Source organism: Streptomyces sp. NPDC052107 (genome assembly GCF_040680215.1).
GTDB lineage: Bacteria > Actinomycetota > Actinomycetes > Streptomycetales > Streptomycetaceae > Streptomyces.
Genome location: NZ_JBFAWG010000006.1, coordinates 1 through 20999, shown reverse-complemented (window position 1 = coordinate 20999; position 20999 = coordinate 1). Strand labels below are relative to the sequence as shown.

General features: G+C 71.2%; 16 protein-coding genes and 1 rRNA gene. 8 read left to right on the top strand and 9 right to left on the bottom strand.

Going from position 1 to position 20999, the window contains the following annotated elements; genetic code table 11:
- Positions 1-177: 177 nt before the first annotated feature.
- A complete protein-coding gene (locus AB0M27_RS08335; protein ID WP_365719258.1) occupies positions 178-702 on the top strand; it encodes an Rv3235 family protein in 525 nt (174 codons plus the stop codon).
- 228 nt (positions 703-930) lie between these two features.
- Here AB0M27_RS08335 and secA read toward each other — a convergent pair whose 3' ends face one another.
- The gene (secA, locus tag AB0M27_RS08330; RefSeq protein ID WP_365719256.1) at positions 931-3741 is read right to left on the bottom strand and encodes a preprotein translocase subunit SecA; all 2811 of its coding nucleotides are present in this window, start codon (positions 3739-3741) and stop codon (positions 931-933) included.
- A 261-nt stretch (positions 3742-4002) separates the two neighbouring features.
- On the opposite strand from secA, the gene AB0M27_RS08325 reads away from it, so the two are divergent.
- Positions 4003-4572, top strand: a complete 570-nt coding sequence (locus AB0M27_RS08325) for a GNAT family N-acetyltransferase (protein WP_365719254.1) — start codon at positions 4003-4005, stop codon at positions 4570-4572.
- A 200-nt stretch (positions 4573-4772) separates the two neighbouring features.
- On the top strand, positions 4773-5948 hold the full coding sequence (locus tag AB0M27_RS08320; protein WP_365719252.1) for a crosslink repair DNA glycosylase YcaQ family protein: 1176 nt from the start codon (positions 4773-4775) through the stop codon (positions 5946-5948).
- Between the two features lie 3 nt (positions 5949-5951).
- Here AB0M27_RS08320 and AB0M27_RS08315 read toward each other — a convergent pair whose 3' ends face one another.
- The 7 genes from AB0M27_RS08315 to mtnA form a co-directional block, all read right to left on the bottom strand.
- On the bottom strand, positions 5952-6698 hold the full coding sequence (locus AB0M27_RS08315) for a response regulator transcription factor (RefSeq protein WP_365719250.1): 747 nt from the start codon (positions 6696-6698) through the stop codon (positions 5952-5954).
- Between the two features lie 204 nt (positions 6699-6902).
- Complete coding sequence (raiA, locus tag AB0M27_RS08310) at positions 6903-7628, bottom strand: ribosome-associated translation inhibitor RaiA (protein ID WP_351809381.1); 726 nt, start codon at positions 7626-7628, stop codon at positions 6903-6905.
- Positions 7629-7918: 290 nt separating this feature from the next.
- Complete coding sequence (locus AB0M27_RS08305) at positions 7919-8767, bottom strand: ComF family protein (protein WP_365719248.1); 849 nt, start codon at positions 8765-8767, stop codon at positions 7919-7921.
- A 125-nt stretch (positions 8768-8892) separates the two neighbouring features.
- On the bottom strand, positions 8893-10728 hold the full coding sequence (locus AB0M27_RS08300; protein WP_365719246.1) for an LpqB family beta-propeller domain-containing protein: 1836 nt from the start codon (positions 10726-10728) through the stop codon (positions 8893-8895).
- Positions 10718-12832 carry an MtrAB system histidine kinase MtrB gene (gene mtrB, locus AB0M27_RS08295; RefSeq protein ID WP_365719244.1) on the bottom strand — a complete coding sequence of 705 codons (2115 nt, stop codon included), beginning with the start codon at positions 12830-12832 and terminating at the stop codon, positions 10718-10720. The genes AB0M27_RS08300 and mtrB overlap by 11 nt, the downstream gene beginning before the upstream one ends.
- A 1-nt stretch (position 12833) precedes the next feature.
- Complete coding sequence (mtrA, locus tag AB0M27_RS08290; protein WP_191870552.1) at positions 12834-13523, bottom strand: two-component system response regulator MtrA; 690 nt, start codon at positions 13521-13523, stop codon at positions 12834-12836.
- 183 nt (positions 13524-13706) lie between these two features.
- Entirely contained in the window at positions 13707-14852 is a 1146-nt protein-coding gene (mtnA, locus tag AB0M27_RS08285; RefSeq protein WP_365719242.1) for an S-methyl-5-thioribose-1-phosphate isomerase, read from the bottom strand.
- Between the two features lie 140 nt (positions 14853-14992).
- Here mtnA and AB0M27_RS08280 point away from each other — a divergent pair, with 140 nt between their 5' ends.
- The 5 genes from AB0M27_RS08280 (at position 14993) to AB0M27_RS08260 (ending at position 20636) form a co-directional block, all read left to right on the top strand.
- The gene (locus tag AB0M27_RS08280; protein ID WP_365719240.1) at positions 14993-16357 is read left to right on the top strand and encodes a glycerophosphoryl diester phosphodiesterase membrane domain-containing protein; all 1365 of its coding nucleotides are present in this window, start codon (positions 14993-14995) and stop codon (positions 16355-16357) included.
- 73 nt (positions 16358-16430) lie between these two features.
- Positions 16431-17144: a DUF4129 domain-containing protein gene (locus AB0M27_RS08275; protein WP_365719678.1), complete on the top strand. Its 714-nt coding sequence runs from the start codon at positions 16431-16433 to the stop codon at positions 17142-17144.
- Entirely contained in the window at positions 17141-18337 is a 1197-nt protein-coding gene (locus tag AB0M27_RS08270) for a DUF4350 domain-containing protein (protein ID WP_365719238.1), read from the top strand. Before AB0M27_RS08275 ends, AB0M27_RS08270 begins: the two co-directional genes overlap by 4 nt.
- Positions 18337-19326 (top strand): MoxR family ATPase, encoded by a 990-nt coding sequence (locus tag AB0M27_RS08265; RefSeq protein WP_365719676.1) that lies wholly within the window; start codon positions 18337-18339, stop codon positions 19324-19326. Before AB0M27_RS08270 ends, AB0M27_RS08265 begins: the two co-directional genes overlap by 1 nt.
- Positions 19326-20636, top strand: a complete 1311-nt coding sequence (locus tag AB0M27_RS08260; protein WP_365719236.1) for a DUF58 domain-containing protein — start codon at positions 19326-19328, stop codon at positions 20634-20636. The genes AB0M27_RS08265 and AB0M27_RS08260 overlap by 1 nt, the downstream gene beginning before the upstream one ends.
- A 90-nt stretch (positions 20637-20726) precedes the next feature.
- On the opposite strand, the gene rrf is transcribed toward AB0M27_RS08260, so the two are convergent.
- A 5S ribosomal RNA gene (gene rrf / locus AB0M27_RS08255) occupies positions 20727-20843 on the bottom strand.
- Between the last annotated feature and the right edge of the window lie 156 nt (positions 20844-20999).

Genomic DNA, 20999 nt, shown 5'->3' with positions numbered 1-20999 from the left:
CGGTCAACCCGCCGCACATCAGGGATCCAAGACACCCACATCCCTCTGATAGGTGAACGTCTGCGCACCGCCCGGTCCCGCCGCGCCTCCCTTGCCACCCCACTCCCCGCCCCCGTACAAGATCCCCACCAGCGAGTTACCGCCCGGTATCACCCGGGCCCACCGAACGGGGACCCCATGAACAAGGTCATGAGCCGCACCGCGCCCAAGGCGACGAACCGCACTCCGCAGCCCCGCCACCGCCCGCCGACCCGCCACGACACCCGCCGCCCGGGCGGCGCCCCACCCCGGAAGCCGTCCATCAGGGGCAGGCACGCCCTGCCGCCGACCACGCGCCAAAACCCCGGTACGGCCCTCCCGACGCCGGAGACCGCCTCACCCCCAGTACGCCCCACCGACCTCTTCGCAGATCGTCTGCTGGCCGTCCTGAGCGGTCAGCGGCCCGTCCACTGGATGCTCCGCCACACCGCCGGCCGCGCCTACGACGACCTGACCCGCCTCGCCGAACGCAGCCCCCTGCGCACGCGCGGAGCCCGCCCCGTCGTCCACGACATCGGCTACTACGTCCCCACCGAGGGCGCCCTCGAGGTCTTCGCCCGCATCGCCGCCGGCAACCAACTCCGCGCCCTGGCCTTCCGCCTGGAGCGCGGCCAGGACCTCCGCTGGCGCTGCACAGCAGTAGAAACAGGCCCCCGCCCCTAGCAACCACCACACGCCGTACCTGCGCGGCTGCGGGCCGTCCCACCCACGTAGCCGCGGGCAGTCGTGCCGCTGGGGCGGCACGGATGGCCGCAGCGGCACCCCGCCGGCGCGGGCAAGCGAAACCCCCGTCGCCCAGCGACAGGCAACCTGATCGCAACGACGCAGAAGGGCCAGGCCCCAAAAGGAGGCCCGGCCCTTCTCCACGGTCAACGCACCGCAGGCGACCCGCTACTTCTTACGGCGCCGCCCGCCCTTGGCCTGCCGCCGCCGCTCCGCCCGCGTCAGCCCGTCCGCCTCGGACCGCACCGGCTCGTCGTCCTGGAGGTCGCGCTCCACGATGCCGCCCTCACCGTCCACGGTCGGCGCAGAGAAGTGCAGATCCCTCCGCTGCGGAACGTCCAGCCCCTTCGCGCGGATCTCCGGACGCGCCCCGGCCTGCGCCGGCACCGTCTCCGGAACACCCTCGCCGACCGGCTCCGCGGCCTCGACCGGGACCTCCTCGACCTGCTGCTCGACCTGGACCTCCAGGTTGAACAGGTAGCCGACGGACTCCTCCTTGATGCCGTCCATCATCGCGGTGAACATGTCGAAGCCCTCGCGCTGGTACTCGACCAGCGGGTCCTTCTGCGCCATGGCGCGCAGGCCGATGCCCTCCTGGAGGTAGTCCATCTCGTAGAGGTGCTCACGCCACTTGCGGTCGAGGACCGACAGCACGACCCGGCGCTCCAGCTCGCGCATGATCTCGGAGCCGAGCTGCGCCTCACGGGCCTCGTACTGCTCGTGGATGTCGTCCTTGATGGACTCGGAGATGAACTCCGCGGTCAGACCGGCCCGGTCACCGGCGGCGTCCTCCAGCTCCTCGATGGTGACCTTCACCGGGTAGAGCTGCTTGAAGGCACCCCACAGCCGGTCCAGGTCCCAGTCCTCGGGGAAGCCCTCGGAGGTCTCCGCGTGGATGTACGCGTCGATCGTGTCGTCCATGAAGTGCTGGACCTGCTCGTGAAGATCCTCGCCCTCCAGCACGCGCCGGCGCTCGCCGTAGATGACCTCGCGCTGCCGGTTGAGGACCTCGTCGTACTTCAGAACGTTCTTACGGGTCTCGAAGTTCTGCTGCTCGACCTGCGACTGCGCGGACGCGATCGCGCGCGTGACCATCTTGTTCTCGATCGGCACGTCGTCCGGCACGTTGGCCATGGACATCACGCGCTCGACCATCTGGGCCTTGAACAGGCGCATCAGGTCGTCGCCGAGGGAGAGGTAGAAGCGGGACTCGCCCGGGTCGCCCTGACGGCCGGAACGACCGCGCAGCTGGTTGTCGATGCGCCGCGACTCGTGCCGCTCGGTGCCGAGGACGTAGAGGCCGCCGAGGTCCTCGACCTCGTCCTTCTCGGCCTTGACGGCCTGCTCGGCCTTCTCCAGGGCGGCGGGCAGGGCCGCGGCCCACTCCTCGATGTGCTCCTCGGGGTCGAGGCCGCGCTGGCGCAGCTCGGCCTCGGCGAGGTCCTCGGGGTTGCCGCCGAGCTTGATGTCCGTACCACGACCGGCCATGTTGGTGGCCACGGTCACCGCGCCCTTGCGGCCGGCCTGCGCGACGATCGACGCCTCGCGCTCGTGGTGCTTGGCGTTCAGCACCTCGTGCTGGATGCCACGCTTGCTGAGCTGCTGCGAGAGGTACTCCGACTTCTCGACGGAGGTCGTGCCGACCAGGATCGGCTGGCCCTTCTCGTGCTTCTCGGCGATGTCGTCGACGACCGCCTCGAACTTCGCGACCTCGGTGCGGTAGATCAGGTCCGACTGGTCCTTGCGGACCATCGGCCTGTTGGTCGGGATCGGGACCACGCCGAGCTTGTAGATCTGGTGGAACTCGGCGGCCTCGGTCATCGCCGTACCGGTCATGCCGGACAGTTTCGAGTAGAGGCGGAAGAAGTTCTGCAGGGTGATCGTGGCGAGCGTCTGGTTCTCGTCCTTGATGTCCACCCCTTCCTTCGCCTCGATCGCCTGGTGCATGCCCTCGTTGTAGCGGCGGCCGGCGAGGATACGACCGGTGTGCTCGTCGACGATCATGACCTCGCCGTCGAGGACGACGTAGTCCTTGTCGCGCTTGAAGAGCTCCTTGGCCTTGATGGCGTTGTTCAGGTAGCCCACGAGCGGGGTGTTCACCGACTCGTAGAGGTTGTCGATGCCCAGCCAGTCCTCGACCTTGGTGACGCCGGCCTCGTGGATGGCGACCGTGCGCTTCTTCTCGTCGACGTCGTAGTCGCCGGTCTCCTCCATGCCCTTCAGCGGGTTGCCCGCCTCGCCCCTCTTCAGGCGCGTGACCAGCTTGGCGAAGTCGCCGTACCACTTGGTGGCCTGGTCGGCCGGGCCCGAGATGATCAGCGGCGTACGGGCCTCGTCGACGAGGATGGAGTCGACCTCGTCGACGATGGCGAAGTTGTGTCCGCGCTGGACGAGCTCGTCCTGGGACCACGCCATGTTGTCGCGCAGGTAGTCGAAGCCGAACTCGTTGTTCGTGCCGTAGGTGATGTCGCAGTTGTACTGCTCGCGGCGCTGGGCCGGGGTCATGCTGGCGAGGATGCAGCCGACGCTCAGACCCAGAAACTTGTGGACGCGGCCCATCATCTCGGAGTCGCGCTCGGCCAGGTAGTCGTTGACCGTGACGATGTGGACGCCCTCGCCGGACAGGGCGTTCAGATACGCGGGCAGGGTGCCGACGAGGGTCTTGCCCTCACCGGTCTTCATCTCGGCCACATAGCCGAGGTGGAGGGCGGCGCCACCCATCAGCTGCACGTCGTAGTGCCGCTGGCCGAGGGCGCGCTTGGCGGCCTCGCGGACGGTGGCGAAGGCCTCGGGGAGCAGGTCGTCCAGGCTCTCACCATCGGCGTACCGCTGCTTGTACTCATCGGTGAGGGCCCGCAGCTCGGCGTCGGAGAGGTTCACGAAGTCCTCTTCGATGGAGTTGACCTGGTCCGCGATGCGGTGCAGCTTGCGCAGGATCTTGCCTTCGCCTGCACGCATGATCTTCGAGAGGACGGACACGGGGGTTTGTCTCCTTGCCGGTCGGGCCTGGGACGGTCGGTTTCCATTTGACGTACTGAGCAACGGCCATCGTATGCGAGACCCCGGCTGGGTCGGGAGGCCTGGCGGCCGACAGCTGCTTCGTCGCTGCTTCATCCCGACAACGGACGGGGCACACGGATAGTGCCGCATCCGCGCGAGGATTTGCGCGAACTGTGATCACGCGCTCACATATAGCGAAAACCGATGGCCCGGCCGCGTACCGCCGAGCACAATCAGCCGATGGAACCCGTCACACTCACCACCGACCGCCTGATCCTGCGCACGGTCGGCCCGCACGACACCCAGGCGGTCTACGACGCCGCGCAGGACCCCGAGATCCAGCGCTGGACCACGGTGCCCTCGCCGTATCTGCCCGAGCACGCGAGCGGCTTCACCGAGGAACTGGTCCCCGACGGCTGGGCGCAGGGTTCGATGTTCACCTTCGGTGTGTTCCTCACCGGCGGAGAACTCGCCGGCATGCTCGGTCTCACCATGCGGTCGCTCGGCGTGGCGGAGGTCGGCTTCTGGGCGGCCAAGGAGCACCGCGGCCACGGTTACGTCACCGAGGCCACGCTCACCGCCTGCCGGTGGATCTTCACCGAGGTCGGCGTCGACCGGGTCGAATGGCGTGCCGAGGTCGGCAACCGCGCCTCCCGCGCGGTGGCGGAACACGCGGGGTTCACCATCGAGGGCACCCTGCGCTCCGCGCTCAACAACAAGGGAGTGCGCCGGGACTGCTGGGTCGGCTCCCTGCTCCCCTCTGACCTGGGCCTGCCGTCCACAGCGCCGTACCTGCCCGCCCGCACCTGACCGCTCCGGCCGCCCGCCCAGCCTGTCCCCGGGCGTCCGCCCAGCCTGTCCCCGGGCGTCCGCCCAGCCCGCTCCTGGGCCCCTGCCCTGCCTGTCCCCCGAGCCTCCGCTCAGCCCGCCGCCCGGCCTCCGCCCCGCCGTCTCCGGGCGTCTGCCCAGCTCACCGCGGACTGTCAGTGGCACCCTCTATCGTCCGGGGCATGACGACCCTTCCGCGACCGACGACCACCCTCACCGCGGACGACGCCCGCCGTATCGCCCTGCGGGCCCAGGGCTTCCTCGGCGCGCCCGACCGGCGGGCCGGAGTCCGCGGCGTGCTGCGCCACCTCGGCGCGGTCCAGCTCGACACGATCTCGGTCCTCGCCCGCTCCCACGAACTCGTGCCGTACGCCCGGCTCGGCGCGGTCGGCCGCAAGACGGCCGAGGCCGCCTACTGGACGGGCGCCCATGCCTTCGAGTACTGGTCGCACGCGGCGTGCATCCTGCCCATCGAGGAGTGGCCGCACTTCGCCTTCCGCCGCCGCGCCTACCGTGACCGCCCACACTGGAACCACGAGCTGCCCGAGGGCGTCTACGACCAGGTCATCAAGCAACTGCGCGCGGAAGGCCCGCTGACCTCCACGGAACTGGGCGGCGCGAAGAAGACGAGCGACTGGTGGGACTGGTCCGGCACCAAGGTCGCGGTGGAGCGCGCGCTGATGTACGGCGAGGTGGTGTGCGTCGAGCGGCGCGGCTGGAAGCGGGTGTACGACCTCGCCGAGCGCGCCGTCCCGGACGCGCTGCTGCACGACGAGCTGGACGACGCCGAGTGCTTGCGCCGCCTGGTCCGACTGGCCGGCGAGTCCCTCGGAGTCGGCACGCGCGCGGACATCGCCGACTACCACCGCCTCAAGGGCGAGCAGGTCGACGCGGTGATCGCCGACTCGGGTCTGGTGCCGGTCGAGGTCGAGGGCTGGGGGAAGCCGGCCTGGGCCGATCCGGCGGCCCTGGCGACACCGCCGCGCGGCCGGCACCGCACCACCCTTCTGTCGCCGTTCGACTCGCTGATCTGGGAGCGGGCGCGCACGGAGCGGATCTTCGGCTTCACCCACCGTCTGGAGGCGTACGTGCCCAGGCCGAAGCGGGTCTACGGCTACTTCGCGATGCCCGTGCTCGCAGGCGGCCGACTGGTCGGGCGGGTGGACCCGGCGCGCGAGGGCCGCACGCTGGTGGCCAGGCAGGTCACCCTGGACGGCCCGAAGGCGGTCCCTGCGGTCGCCGAGGCCCTGATCGAGGCGGCGAGCTGGGTGAACTGCACGGACGTCCGGGTGGAGCGGGTGGACGCACCCGGCCTGCGCGAGCCCCTGACGAGGGAACTCGCCGGCCTGCTCGGGTAGGCCCTAGCGGATCTCGAGGATCTTCTCCCGCATCGCGTAGACCACGGCTTCCATCCTGGAGTGCAGCTGGAGCTTCTCCAGGATGTTGCGGACGTGGTTCTTCACGGTGTTCTCGGAGATGAACAGTTCCTTGGCGATGTCCCGGTTGTTCATCCCGGTGGCGACGAGCTTGAGGACCTCCAGCTCCCGGTCGGTCAGCCGCGGCGCAGGCACCAGCCGGCGCTCGTCGGTGCGCTGGATCATCGACTTGAACTCGGTGAGGAGCTTGGAGGCCATCGACGGGCTGATCTGCGACTGCCCGTCGGCCACCGCGCGAATGGCGGTCGACACCTCGTCCGTGGAGATCTCCTTGAGGAGGTATCCCGTCGCGCCCGCCTTGATCGCGTCGTAGAGGTCGGCCTCCTCGTCGCTGATCGTCAGCATGATGATCTTGGCGCTGGGGGCGACCTCCTTGATGGAGGTGCAGGCCTCGATCCCGCCGCGCTTGGGCATGCGGACGTCCATCAGCACGATGTCGGGGAGCAGGTCTGCGGCCTTGTCCACGGCCTCGGCCCCGTCACCGGCCTCGCCGACGACCTGGATGTCCTCCTCGGCCGCGAGCACGATCTCCAGGCCGCGCCGGAAGAGGGCGTGGTCGTCCACGACCAGGACCCTGATCGGCTCCGCGTGTGCGGAGCCCGTGTCCGGGCCCATGCCGATGACACCGTCGTCGGCATCCTCGTCCCGCATCGGTCCGAAGGTGTCCGCCATCGTTCCTCCCCCTGAAGGCTGTGGCCTGTGGTCCTGTGCCATCGCCAACCCAAGGCAGCGGCCCACCGGTTGGGCCGGTCCGGCCATGATTTCATGCCCGGGCGACACCGGGGTGACGGGCGAGGCGTGAACTGGTCGCACACAGGTGCCCCTGGGGGCGCACACGCGCTTCCAGGGGCACCGGCTCGATATGGGCCGGATGGGTCAGCCGCCCAGCGTGCCACCTGCCGCGGGGGGCTGCGCCTCAGCGACCATCGGGTCCGTGCTGAGGTGGATCACGCCGTAGTCGTAGGCGTGTCGCCGGTAGACGACGCTGGGTTCCTTCGTCTCTGCGTCGACGAACAAGTAGAAGTCGTGGCCGACCAGTTCCATCTCGTACAAGGCCTGGTCGAGGCTCATCGGGGCGGCGACGTGGGTCTTCTCGCGGACGACGAGGGGGCCTTCACCCTTGACCTCCAGCGAGCCGATCTTCTTCGTCGGCACTCCGTCCGTCTCTTCCTCCTGAGCGGGGAGGCCGTTGCCGTTCAGCGTCGCCGCGCCCGGGACGTGGTCGGGCACCTCGGCCGCCGAGATCCGGCGTGCGCCTCGGCGGGAGAAACGCTTGTCGTGCTGCTTGCGCAGCCGCGCGTCCAGCTTCTCCGCCGCCAGGTCGAGTGCCGCGTACGGGTCGCTGGCCGCTGCCTCCGCCCGGATCACCGGACCGCGGGAGCGGAGCGTGATCTCCACTCGGTCACAGCGGTCGGCCTGTCGGGGGTTGGGCTCCTTGGACACCTCGACGTCGAGGCTGATCACCTTGGCATCGAGCCTCTGGATCTTCTCCAGCTTCAGCTTCTCGGCCACGTGCTTGCGGAACCGCTCGGGCACCTCGGTCTTGCGGCCCTTGACGACGATGTCCACGCAGAACTCCGTTCCCGGATCGCTCCGCTCCATCGGCGGAGCATCTCCCTTTTGCACCAGGTCCGGTGATCACCGGACCGCGGACTCGGTGACTTCCACCTCCTCCTCCCCCAAGGGCGAGAGCTCCACCCCACCGCCACGGGTGATTGCCGAAAACCCGCGGCACGGCATTCCGATATGAGAGGTGTGGCCTGCGCCTTTCCTCACAACCGAACATATCTCGCCCGGACGGATGTCGTCACCCTCTACTCCTGCGTACCTCCGTTCCGGTGAATTACCCCTCTCGCTGCCTGCAACGATGCAAGTCAGCGGTCAGTTCCTGTTTATTCGAAAGAATCCAGCGGAGCGGCGATCACGGCCGTATGGAGCGCATGTCGGACGGTGTTCACGACCGTCTTTTCCGGTGCACCATGCACCCACTTCTCGCTCTCCCACCGTGTTCCGATCCGTCGTTCATCCCTTCCTTCCCGAGTTACGGCTCCGTACACGACTGTTCTCACTCCAGTTCCCTCCTCTGCCACCTCCCGGACAGCTCGCGCCGCCTCCGCGAGGCTGGCGCCGGTGGTGATCAGGTCGTCGACGAGCACGACGCGACCCTCGCCGAGCAGCCGGCCACCGCCAGCCGTCACCTCCAGCGCGCCCGCGAGGTTCGCCAGGCGCCGCCGCGCGTCCAGCCCGGCCTGGTCCGCCACCGGCCGCCGCTGGCGCAGCACGGCCGCCACCCTGGCCGGCGTCCCGGTGCGCCGCAGCTCCCGGGCCGCCGCGAGCGCCATCCGCCGCACCGGATCGTGCCCACGCGCCCGCACGGCCCATCGGGCGGAGGGCACGGGCACGAGCAGCACGGGCCAGGAGCCCGCGGCAGTGGCACCTGCGCCGCTCTCGCCGAGCCCTGCCCGCACGGCTCCCGCCAGGGCCGTGCCCAGGGCTCCCGCGAGGGCCAGCGCGCCCCGCTCCTTGTGCGCGAGAAGCAGCGTGCGCACCTCCTCCGCGTACGGAGCCACCGCATGCACCACCGGCAGCCCGGCCGGCTCCGGCACCGGCCGCACCCGCCGCGGCGCTCGGCCGTACAGCGCGGCCCGGCACCGCGGGCAGAGCACCGTACGAGGTGCTCCGCAGCCCGCGCAGTCGGTCGGCAGCACCAGGTCGGTGAGGTTCTGCCACCACCCCCGCATGTCCACCACTGTGCCAACACGGAAGCGGTCCGGCCACCCCTGTGGAAAACGCGCTGTGGACAACCCGGAGAAACGCGCACCGCCCCTCACCCACACGGGGGAAGGGGCGGTGCGTGATACGACGCTCAGCCCGGATAGACCGGCGCCGTCCCGTCCTTGTCCACCTTCTGCCACTGCGACCCGGACGGCAGCCGTACGATCCCGTCCTCCGAGCAGGCCACCAGCGGCACCCGCTCGTCCTCGGACGCGGCGATCGACTTCACACCGGTGAGCGCGCCCGGCGCCGGCCCGTCGAGCGTGGAGCCGTCGACCTGGACGTACCGCAACTGAAGCACACCGCCCTGCTCCCGGCCGACGACGAGCAGCCTGCTGTCCCCGGCCCACGAAAGGGCGCTGACCTGCTCCAGGTCGGGCGCAGCCGATCGCAGTTCGACCACCGACGTGCCCTGTCCCGTACCGTCGTCGTGCTGGATCCGGCCGATGAGCAGGGACTGCTTGCCGGCCTTCTCCACCACGAGCGCGATCCGCACCCCGTCCGCGGCGACCCGCGCGTCCCTGATCCGGCCGGGCAGGTCCGGGACCGCGACCTCCTCCGGTTTGGCAACGCCCTGTTCCAGGACGTACAGCCGTGAACGGCGTGAGTCCCGGTCGGCCACCCACAGGTCGCCGCGGGCGTCCCAGCTCGGTGTCGTCAGCCGGTCGTCCAGGGTCGCGCCCTGGCTGCTCACCAGCGCCTGCCCCAGCGAACCGCCCGACGCCAGCGACGTCACGTACAACGACCTGCCCTGGCCGCCGACGCCGGCCGCGCTGTGCTCGTCCCGCGACACCGCCACCGACTCGAGCGCCTTGCCGCCCTCGCCCAACGGGCCCGGCACCGGTACGGCGCTGGTGGTGGTGCTCCCGGTCGGCATCCGCACCAGCCGGTGCTTGCCGTCGAGGTAGTACAGGTTCTCTGGGCTCTTGGCCGACCCGCGCCAGGCGGTGACCTCGGCGCGCTCCTCGTTGAGGTCGCACAGCCGGTGGCCGCCGACGCCCTGCAGCTCGACGGACTCCAGCGTCGGCGCCAGGTTCCGCAGCGTGAACAGCAGCTGCGTCGCCATCTCGGTGCACTTGGTCGCCGTGACCTCGGCCCCCTTGAGGTTGAGCGGCACGGTCAGCTTGTTCTGGTCGTCCGGCGCCAGCCCCGACACGTCCTTCTGCAGGGCCGTACCGGTCGGGAAGCTGGACCTGACGACCGGCCCGAGCCAGCGGGTGGGGCCGCTCAGCAGCGAGCGGACCATCTGCGTCATCGGGTCCACCTTGCTGCGCACGAACACCGGGTCGGCGACCGCCACCGGATCCCGCGTGGACCCGACCGTCGTGTCGGAGGCGAAGTAGTACTTGTCGACGGACGTGTAGTTGCGCTGGAAGTCCGACTTGCCCATGACGACACCGTCGGGCAGCGCGTCGATGCGCCACTGCCCGTTCTTGGGGTCCCGCGTGAGGTGCACCTTCTTGCGGTAGGAGCCGCCGACCGGTTCGTACGCCTGCTGTGAGTCCACCGTCGCGACCCTGCTGCCCGCGAGGACGCAGGTGACGCTGCTCGTCGGCTCCGACCCCGTGCCCGGCCGGCAGTCGGGCTCGATGCTCGGCCCGTTGGCGAGGACCGTGGTCGACCGCTCCGGCCGCCAGTTGTGCGCCGCGGCGGACGTCAGGTACTTGCGGGCTGTGTCGTACGCCGGGTCGTCGCTGGTCAGCGCCTCCAGGAAGCCCTGCATGATCTCGGCGGGCCCGGCACCCTCGGCCGGCGGCATGGCGAACACCCGGACCCCGGTGTCCTGCCGCGGCGTGGACTCCACGTTCCGCAGATCCCCGCTGTCGGGCATCGAGGCGCACCCGGACAGCAGTACGGTTCCCAGGGCGGCGTACGCCACCGCGCGTCCCGGCCGGGGCCGGGCGCCCCCCCTGCGGTCAGCGCCCACGAAATGCCTCCCCTGGCTCCGTCGAGTCCTCCGTGTCGGCCGCATCCGGCCGTGCCGCGCCCGCGTCGGGTGCCGGACGCGCGGCGGGCCTGTCGTCCGCGCGCCGTGCGCCACCGGTGGGCCGGGGCACCACGCGCGCGCCGTTGCCGTTGCCGGGCAGTGCGGCCGGGTCGGCGGCGGGGGCGCCAGGAGCCGGACGCGGCGCGATCGGGGCGCGCGGTGGCAGGGCGGGCGCCTGGGCGCCGCGCTGCTGCACGGGAAGGGTCGCCCGCTTCTCCTCGCCTCCGCCGGGCAGACCGGCCTCGTCGAGGCCACGGTTACGGCGCGAGTCCTTGGGCTCCAGCGGTATCGGCGAACCGCGCAGCGGCTCGTCCGCGGTCCTGGGCAGCGTCAGCCGGAACTGCGAGCCACCGCCCGGCTCGCCCCAGGCCTGCAGCCAGCCGCCGTGCAGCCGCGCGTCCTCCAGGGCGATCGACAGCCCGAGGCCCGTACCGCCGGTGGTACGCGCGCGTGCCGGGTCCGCCCGCCAGAAGCGGCTGAAGACCCGGGTCGCCTCGCCCGGCTTGAGGCCCACGCCGTAGTCGCGCACCGCGACGGCGACCGCGCCGCCCGCGGCGGCGAGCTTGACGACGACGTCCTTGCCCTCGCCGTGCTCGACGGCGTTGACGACGAGGTTGCGCAGCACGCGCTCCACACGGCGGGCGTCGGCCTCGGCGACGACGGGCTGCTGGTCGCCGACCACGCGTATGTGCGTGCCCTTGCGCTCGGCGAGTGGCTCGGCGCCGCTGACCACGCGCCGGACGACCTCCCTGAGGTCTATCGGCTCGGCCTCCAGCGCCGCCGCGCCCGCGTCGAAGCGGCTGATCTCCAGCAGATCGGCGAGCAGCGACTCGAACCGGTCCAGCTGGTCGGCGAGCAGCTCGGCCGAGCGCGCGGTCACCGGGTCGAAGTCCTGGCGCGCCTCGTGGATGACGTCCGCAGCCATACGGACGGTGGTCAGCGGGGTGCGCAGCTCGTGCGAGACGTCCGACACGAACCGGCGCTGCATCCGCGACAGGTCCTCCAGCTGCTGGATCTTCACCTGGAGGTTCTGCGCCATCTTGTTGAAGGCCTCGCCCAGGCGCGCGATGTCGTCCTCGCCGGTGACCTTCATCCGCTCCTGCAGTCGCCCAGCGGAAAGCCGCTCCGCGATCCCGGCCGCCATCCGCACCGGCGTGACGACCTGGCGCACCACCAGCCAGGCGATGGCTCCGAGCAGCACGACGACGAACAGCCCCGCGGTCGCGAGGGTGCCCTTGACCAGGCTCAGGGACTTCTCCTCCTGCGTGAGCGGGAAGAGGTAGTACAGCTCGTACGGCCGCCCGTTGGGGTCGTTGACCTGCTTGCCGATGACGAGCGCCGGCTGCGACTCCTTGCCGTTGGCGTAGACGATCCGGGTGTAGCTCTGGGCGGCCGTCGTACCGCTGTTGACCCGCTCGCGCAGGTCGTCGGGGATGCTGGAGGTCGGGTTGACGTTCCCGGAGCCGCGCGGGCTGCGGCCGCCGCCGCTGTCGTCGCCGACGGGCAGCGTGACGACGTCGAACGCGCCCGCGCCGCCGCTGGACAGCGACTCCACAAGGTCGCTCATCCACTGGATGACGTTCTGCGACTGACGGCCGTCCGCGGTCGCGGTGCCGTCGGCGGTGGCGCTCCCGGCGGCCGCGCCCGTACCGGCGCCGCTGGCCGCCTCGTCGGCCTTCTGCTTGGCCACCGCGAACCCACCCGTGGCCTGGCTCTGCGAGGCCTTCACCTTCGCGTCCAGCAGGCCGTTGCGCACCTGCCCGATCACGACGAACCCCAGCAGCAGCACGACGCCCAGGGACATCACCAGCGTCGTGGCGACGACCCGCAGCTGGATGTTGCGCCGCCACAGTCGCATCACCGGCAGCAGCGGACGACGCACCCATCGCAGGAGCAGCCTGATGACCGGGCTGCCCTGGACCCCGCCCTGGAGCAGCCCGCCCTCGAAGAGACTTCTGAACCGGGCTCCCGCCGTCCGGCCGACAGGCCGCCCCGGACGGGACCCGGACCGGCCGGGAGCCGAAGCGGCACTGTCCCCCGACACGTCAGCTCGGCCCGGCCTTGTAACCGACACCGCGGACGGTCACCACGATCTCGGGCCGCTCCGGATCCTTCTCGACCTTGGAACGCAGCCGCTGGACGTGCACGTTGACAAGCCGCGTGTCTGCGGCGTGCCGGTAGCCCCACACCTGCTCGAGCAGCACCTCACGGGTGAACACCTGCCACGGCTTGCGGGCGAGCGCGACCAGCAGGTCGAACTCGAGCGGGGTCAGCGCGATCGACTGCCCGTCCCGCTTCACCGAGTGTCCGGCGACATCGATGACCAGGTCACCGATGGTCAGCTGCTCCGGCGCAGGCTCCTCCGACCTCCGCAGCCGCGCCCGGATCCGGGCGACCAGCTCCTTCGGCTTGAACGGCTTGACGATGTAGTCGTCCGCGCCCGACTCCAGGCCCACGACCACGTCGACGGTGTCGCTCTTCGCCGTGAGCATCACGATCGGCACCCCGGACTCGGCCCGGATCAGCCGGCACACCTCGATGCCGTCCCGACCGGGCAGCATCAGGTCGAGCAGAACCAGATCGGGCTTGGTCTCCCGGAAAGCGGCCAGCGCCTTGTCGCCGTCGGCTACGAAAGACGGCTCAAAACCTTCACCACGCAGCACGATGCCGAGCATCTCGGCCAGTGCGGTGTCGTCGTCGACGACAAGGACTCGTCCCTTCATAAACGACATCATCCCATTCTCATAACAGCGACAGGCGCCCTGGTGAGGGAGGTCACTGGCCGGTGACGATAGTCGTACGGAGCCGTCACTGTCTGCCCCTGTCCTCTGACGTCGATCTCCGTGGCGGCTGTCGCGCCCGCCACCTCGGGCACGCGCGAGGGCCACACGGGTGGCATGCCGTGCCCTTCGATCTCGCTATTGGCTGGTCGTTGCCCCGCGCGACCCGGCGCACAGCTCCGCGAGGGCCTCGGCCGTCACGGGGGAAACGACTCCCTCCTCGGTGACGATGGCCGTCACCAGTTCGGGCGGCGTCACGTCGAACGCCGGGTTGTACGCCTGGGTCCCCAGGGGCGCCACCGGAACCCCGCCTCCCGCTCCCGTCACTGGCACCTGAGGCGCTGCGATCTCGGTGACCTCGAAGCCGGGCCGCTGCTCCACCTCGATGGACGCCCCGTCGGGAGTGTCCGGATCCACCGTCGTCACCGGGGCCACCACGATGAACGGCACATGGTGGTACCGCGCCAGCACAGCGAGCGGATAGCTCCCCACCTTGTTCGCCACCGAGCCGTCGGCCGCGATCCGGTCCGCCCCGATCAGCACCGCGTCCACCTCACCGGCCGCGAGAAGTGAACCCGCCGCGCTGTCGGTGAGCAAGGTGTACGCCATGCCGGTGCGGGCCGCTTCGTACGCCGTGAGGCGGGCACCCTGCAACAACGGCCGTGTCTCGTCCACCCACAGCCGCCGCAGCCGCCCCTCACGGTGCGCTTTGAGGGCCACCGCGAAGGCCGTGCCCTCACCGCCCGACACCAGCGAGCCGCTGTTGCAGTGGGTGAGGATCCGGTGCCTGCCGCCGGGGACCAGCTCGTCCAGCAGCGCCAGTCCGTGAGCCGCCATCCGGACGCTGGCATCGGCGTCCTCCCGGTGCTGCGCCCGCGCCGCGGCCAGCGCCGCCGTGGCCGCGGCGGTGGGATCACCGCTCTGCGCCAGCGCGGCCTGATACGCGGCCTGGGCCCGGCGAACGCCGACGGACAGGTTCACCGCGGTGGGCCGTGCGCCCTCAAGGGCCCACGCCGCCTCGGCCACGTCGAATCCGCGCGCGGCGGCGAGCGCGACACCGTACGCCCCCGCGATCCCGAGCAGCGGCGCCCCGCGCACGGCGAGCGAACGGATCGCCTCCACCAGCGCCGGCGCGTCCGTGCACACCAGCTCGACCTCCTCGGCCGGCAGCCGCGTCTGATCGAGAAGCACCAGCACAGGGCCTTCGGGTGGTTCCTCCCATCGAATCGCAGGTATCTCGGTCGGCCGTTTGTCCCCGTCAGTTCGCGCCTGCTGATCAGCCATGCGGTCAGTCTGCCCCGGATCCGGCAGACAATTGAAGGCACCCAGCGCCTACCGCGGCCGGTCCCTTGATGACCACCCCATGGCACGATGGCTGCCAACCTGCCGCCGCGACCGCGGACGGGCACCGAGAAGGAGCTTCGATGACAGACACTCCGGGCTGGGCCTCGCCCGGAACCGCCCCGTCGAACGAGGGGCGGGAACCCGGCGCGTCCGGTCCCGCCGAGCCTGCCGACCGCCCCGGCGACACCGCACCCGCGCCGCAGCCGGATGCCAACGCGCAGGGCCCAGGCGTGAAGTGGTCCAAGGAGCAGCCGCCGGCCGGCCAGTGGTCCGCGCCCACCGGTGCCCCAAGCCCCCAGCAGACCCCGCCACCCCCGCCGCCCGGCCCGGGCTGGACCGGACAGCCGCCCGGCGGGTACGGAGGCGGATACGGCGGCCCTCCCGGCGGCTACGGCGGTCACGGAGCCCCCGGCGGTCACGGAGCCTGGGGCGGCGGCTGGGGCGGCCCCCCGCCCGCGGCCAAGCCCGGTGTCATCCCGCTGCGCCCGCTCGGCGTCGGCGAGATCCTCGACGGCGCCGTCTCCACCATGCGCACCCACTGGCGCACCGTGCTCGGCATCTCGCTGGCTGTGTCCCTGCTCCTGAACACCAGCATGGTCCTGCTGCAGGGCCTCGTCCTGAACGACACCGCCGTCCAGTCGACGATCAACGACCCGAACAACGCCAGCCCCGACGAAGCGCTCCACGCCTTGCGCGAGACCATGATCGGCACCGGCATCGTCGCCGTGATCCGCACGGTCGCCATCATCGTTTTGACCGCCCTGCTCACGACCATCACCAGCCGGGCCGTCCTGGGCAGGTCGGTCACCGCCGGCGAGGCTTGGCGCGAATCCCGCCCGCAGATCCTGAAACTCTGCGGACTGCTCATCCTGCTCGGCCTGATCTTCGCCGGTGTCGTGCTCGTCGGTGGACTGCCCGGCCTCCTCGTCCTGCTCGCCGGCAACAGCGACGGCGGAGCCGCCCTGCTCGTCCTCGGCTTCCTCGCGGCCACCGTCGTCGCGGTATGGCTGGGGATCCGCTTCTACCTGGCAGCGCCGGCCCTGATGCTGGAGCGGCAGGGCATCGTGAAGTCCCTGAAGCGCTCCGCGAAGCTCGTCCGCGGCTCCTGGTGGCGCACCTTCGGCATCGTGCTGCTCACCCTGCTGATCACCATCATCGTCGCGTCGGTCATCTCCATTCCCTTCACCCTGATCGGGGCCGCCGTCAGTGGCGACAGCACGGGCGACGTGCTCGGCACCAGCGGCGGACACATCGGCTGGACCGCCCTGATCATCCGGGGTATCGGCGCCCTGATCGGCACCACGCTCACCCTGCCGATCAGCGCGGGCGTCACCGTGCTCCTCTACATCGACCAGCGCATCCGTCGCGAGGCCCTCGACCTGGAACTGGCCCGCGCCGCCGGTGTCCAGAGCGCCGGCGGCCCCGGTCCCGTCCCGGGGAGCTGATGCGGTGAGTCCCACGGGGGGAGTGCTCACGGCCGCGGCCCCGTCCGGCGCCGTCGGCACGGTCGTAGAAGGCCTGCTGCGTGCGGCGGACACCGTCGTCCACGCAGCGGGCGGCTCGGGAGACGAGCCGCCCGTGACCATCCCGCGTGGTCCCGCGCGGGAGGCGGCTCGCCGCGAGCTGTCCAAGCGGATGTACCACGAGAACGACCCCGGACTGTTCCAGCGCGCGCTGAACGCGTTCTGGGACTGGCTCGACCGGCTGTTCAACTCGGCCGCCTCGGCGACACCCGGCGGCCCACTCGGCCTGGTCGTCGTGGTCCTGTTCGTCGTCGCCGTCCTGGCCGCCCTGTGGTGGCGCCTGGGCACCCCGCGCCGGCAACCCTCCTCCACCGCCGCCGCCCTGTTCGACGACCGCCCCCGCAGCGCCGCCGAACACCGCGCCGCCGCCGAGGCACACGCGGCCCAGGGCCACTGGAACCAGGCCGTGCAGGAACGCATGCGGGCCATCGTCCGCTCCCTGGAGGAACGCACCCTGCTCGACGTCCGCCCGGGCCGCACCGCCGACGAAGCCGCCGCCGAGGCCGCCCGGACCCTGCCCGCGCACACCGACCGACTGCGGGCCGCAGCCCGCGAGTTCGACGACGTGACATACGGCGGACGCAGGGCGACCGAACAGTCGTACCACCGCATCGCCGAACTCGACCGCGACCTGGAACGCAGCCGGCCCGCCCTCGCCCACAGCACCACCAGCACGGCCCGCACCACCCACCAGGGGGCCGCCGAGTGACCGCCGAGGCCACGCTGCCGACGACCTCCACCGCGCCCACCGTCCGCCAGGTGTGGACCCGCGCGCGAGGCATCGCGCTCGCCGCCGCGCTGATCCTGGTGGCGGCCGTCGCCATGGCGGCCGTACGCTCCACCGCCCGGCACGGCGAACTGGACCCGCGCTCCGCCGACCCCTACGGCAGCCGTGCCGTCGCTCAACTCCTCGCCGACCGGGGCGTCTCCACGCGCGTGGTCACCACGCTCGGCGCCGCACGGGACGCCGCCGGGCCGGACACCACTCTCCTGGTCGCCGTGCCCGACCTGCTGACGAACCGTCAACAGGTCCAGTTGCACAAGGCCACCGCGGCCTCCGGAGGACGCACCGTCCTGGTCGCGGCCGGCAGCCCCTCCGTCGAACGACTCGCCCCCGGAGTCACCGCAGACCCCGCCACGAGCAGCGCCACCACGCTCGCCCCCGGCTGCACCCTGCCCGAGGCCCGGCGCGCCGGCAGCGCCGACACCGGCGGCATCCGCTACACCACCACCCGCCTCGGCGCCGACCGCTGCTACCCCAGCGCACGCCTCGCCACCCTGCTGCGCGTCCCCGAGGCTTCCGGGGGCGGCGACACCGTCGTGCTCGGCGCGCCCGACATCCTCTACAACGACCGCCTCGACGAGCAGGGCAACGCCTCGCTCGCCCTCCAACTCCTCGGCTCCCGCCCCCATCTGGTCTGGTACCTCCCCTCGCTCTCCGACACCTCGGCCACCGGCACCGGCGACCGCAAGAACTTCCTCGACCTGCTCCCCTCGGGCTGGCTCTGGGGCACCCTGCAGCTCTTCGTCGCAGCGGTCCTCGCCGCCTTCTGGCGGGCACGCCGCTTCGGCCTCCTCGTGCCCGAAAAACTCCCCGTCGCGATCCGCGCCTCGGAGACCGCCGAAGGCCGCGCTCGCCTCTACCGCAAGGCCGACGCCCGCGACCGCGCGGCCGCCGCTCTTCGCTCCACCACCCGCACCCGCCTCGCCCCCCTCGTCGGCATCCCCGTCACCCAGGCGCACACGCCCGAGGCCCTGCTCCCCGCCCTGTCCGCCCACCTCACCGGCGACCAACAGGCCCTGCACTCCCTCCTCTTCGGACCGCCGCCCGGCGACGACGCGGCCCTCATCGCACTCACCGACCGACTCGACGCCCTCGAAAGAGAGGTACGCCGTTCATGATGGACCCGACCACTGACAACGCCGGGAACACCGGGGGCCCGGGCACCGCCCGAGCCTCCCTGGAAGCCCTGCGCGCCGAGATCGCCAAAGCTGTGGTCGGCCAGGACCCCGCCGTGACCGGCCTCGTCGTCGCCCTCCTCTGCCGCGGACACGTTCTCCTTGAAGGAGTCCCCGGAGTCGCCAAAACGTTGCTCGTCCGCGCCCTGGCTTCCGCACTGGAACTCGACACCAAGCGCGTCCAGTTCACTCCCGACCTGATGCCGAGCGACGTCACCGGCTCGCTCGTCTACGACACCCGCACTGCCCAGTTCTCCTTCCAGGAGGGCCCGGTCTTCACCAACCTGCTGCTCGCGGACGAGATCAACCGCACTCCGCCCAAGACCCAGTCCTCCCTCCTCGAGGCCATGGAGGAACGCCAAGTCACGGTCGACGGCACCCCCCGCCCGCTCCCCGAGCCGTTCCTCGTCGCCGCAACGCAGAACCCGGTCGAGTACGAGGGCACCTACCCCCTCCCCGAGGCCCAACTGGACCGGTTCCTCGTCAAACTGACGATCCCTCTGCCGTCCCGTCAGGACGAGATCGACGTCCTGACCCGCCACGCCTCGGGCTTCAACCCGCGAGACCTGCGCGCCGCCGGCGTACGCCCCGTCGCCGGACCCGCCGACCTGGAGGCGGCCCGCGCCGCCGTCGCCAAGACGACCGTGTCCCCCGAGATCACCGCGTACGTCGTGGACATCTGCCGCTCCACGCGGGAGTCGCCCTCCCTCACCCTCGGCGTGTCCCCGCGCGGCGCCACCGCTCTCCTGGCCACCTCGCGCGCCTGGGCCTGGCTGACGGGCCGCGACTACGTCATCCCCGACGACGTCAAGGCCCTCGCCCTGCCCACCCTGCGCCACCGTGTCCAGCTGCGCCCCGAAGCGGAGATGGAGGGCGTGACGGCGGACTCCGTCATCACCGCCATCCTTGCCCACGTCCCGGTCCCCCGCTGATGGCACTCACCGGACGCGCAGCCCTCCTCGCGGCCCTCGGTTCGATCCCCGTCGGCATCCTCGATCCCGGCTGGACGGGCATCCTCGCCGTCAACGGCCCCCTGGCCCTCGCCTGCGCCTGCGACTACGCGCTCGCCGCCCCCGTACGACGGCTCGTCCTGTCCCGCTCCGGCGACACCTCCACCCGTCTCGGGGACTCCGCCGACGTCACGCTCACGATCACCAACCCGTCCCGCCGACCCCTGCGGGCACAACTGCGGGACGGGTGGCCGCCCAGCAGCTGGCAGCCGGGCACCGAGATCGAGGCCTCCCGCCACCGTCTGGCCGTCCCCCCGGGCGAACGCCGGCGCGTCACGACCAGGCTGCGCCCCACCCGCCGCGGCGATCGCCAGGCCGACCGCGTGACGATCCGCTCCTACGGCCCCCTCGGACTGTTCTCCCGCCAAGGCGCCCACAAGCTGCCCTGGTCCGTACGAGTTCTGCCCCCGTTCACCAGCCGAAAGCACCTCCCGTCGAAACTCGCCCGATTGCGTGAACTCGACGGCCGCACCAGCGTGCTGACCCGCGGCGAGGGAACGGAGTTCGACAGCCTGCGCGAGTACGTCCCCGGGGACGACACCCGCTCCATCGACTGGCGAGCCACCGCCCGCCAGTCCGCCGTCGCCGTGCGCACCTGGCGCCCGGAGCGCGACCGTCACATCCTGCTCGTCCTGGACACCGGCCGCACCTCGGCCGGCCGCGTGGGCGACGCCCCACGCCTCGACGCCTCCATGGACGCCGCACTCCTCCTCGCGGCCCTGGCCTCCCGAGCCGGCGACCGCGTGGCGCTCCTCGCGTACGACCGCCGGGTACGGGCCCTGGTGCAAGGCCGCTCGGCAGGAGACGTACTGCCGGGCCTGGTCAGCGCGATGGCCCCGCTGGAACCGGCACTCGTCGAGACCGACGCCCGGGGTCTCACCTCGGCCGCTCTGCGTACGGCACCGCGCCGATCCTTGATCGTGCTGCTCACGACGCTCGACGCGGCCCCCGTGGAGCAGGGCCTGCTGCCCGTGCTGCCACAGCTCACTCAACGACACACCCTTCTGGTCGCCTCGGTGGCCGACCCGCACATCGCACGAATGGCAGAATCCCGGGGCAGCGCGGAAGCGGTGTACGAGGCAGCGGCGGCGGCTCAGGCGCAGAGCGAGCGTCAGCGCACGGCTGAGCAGCTGCGACGGCATGGCGTGACGGTTGTGGACGCGACGCCGGAGGATTTGGCGCCGGCATTGGCGGATGCGTATCTGGCTCTGAAGGCGGCGGGCCGGCTCTGATCCGCCGTGACTTTTCCGCCCGTCGGGGTACTGCCGGTCCTGAAACGCAGAAAGGCCCACGCCGGACGGCGTGGGCCTTTCTCAAAGATTGTTCGGCGGCGTCCTACTCTCCCACAGGGTCCCCCCTGCAGTACCATCGGCGCTGTGAGGCTTAGCTTCCGGGTTCGGAATGTAACCGGGCGTTTCCCTCACGCTATGACCACCGAAACACTATGAAACTGTGAACGCCGCACCACCTTTCGGCGGGGCTGTTCGTGGTTTCAGAACCAACACAGTGGACGCGAGCAACTGAGGACAAGCCCTCGGCCTATTAGTACCGGTCACCTCCACCAGTTACCTGGCTTCCAGATCCGGCCTATCAAC

What these genes read in the sequence shown, in the direction of transcription:
- AB0M27_RS08320 (WP_365719252.1), top strand. Translation starts at nt 4,773, where the DNA reads ATGACGACCCTTCCGCGACCGACGACCACCCTCACCGCGGACGACGCC.
- AB0M27_RS08305 (WP_365719248.1), bottom strand. Translation starts at nt 8,767, where the DNA reads ATGCGGGGGTGGTGGCAGAACCTCACCGACCTGGTGCTGCCGACCGAC.
- AB0M27_RS08260 (WP_365719236.1), top strand. Translation starts at nt 19,326, where the DNA reads ATGGCACTCACCGGACGCGCAGCCCTCCTCGCGGCCCTCGGTTCGATC.
- raiA (WP_351809381.1), bottom strand. Translation starts at nt 7,628, where the DNA reads ATGGAGCGGAGCGATCCGGGAACGGAGTTCTGCGTGGACATCGTCGTC.
- AB0M27_RS08265 (WP_365719676.1), top strand. Translation starts at nt 18,337, where the DNA reads ATGGACCCGACCACTGACAACGCCGGGAACACCGGGGGCCCGGGCACC.
- AB0M27_RS08280 (WP_365719240.1), top strand. Translation starts at nt 14,993, where the DNA reads ATGACAGACACTCCGGGCTGGGCCTCGCCCGGAACCGCCCCGTCGAAC.
- mtnA (WP_365719242.1), bottom strand. Translation starts at nt 14,852, where the DNA reads ATGGCTGATCAGCAGGCGCGAACTGACGGGGACAAACGGCCGACCGAG.
- mtrA (WP_191870552.1), bottom strand. Translation starts at nt 13,523, where the DNA reads ATGATGTCGTTTATGAAGGGACGAGTCCTTGTCGTCGACGACGACACC.
- AB0M27_RS08315 (WP_365719250.1), bottom strand. Translation starts at nt 6,698, where the DNA reads ATGGCGGACACCTTCGGACCGATGCGGGACGAGGATGCCGACGACGGT.
- AB0M27_RS08335 (WP_365719258.1), top strand. Translation starts at nt 178, where the DNA reads ATGAACAAGGTCATGAGCCGCACCGCGCCCAAGGCGACGAACCGCACT.
- AB0M27_RS08325 (WP_365719254.1), top strand. Translation starts at nt 4,003, where the DNA reads ATGGAACCCGTCACACTCACCACCGACCGCCTGATCCTGCGCACGGTC.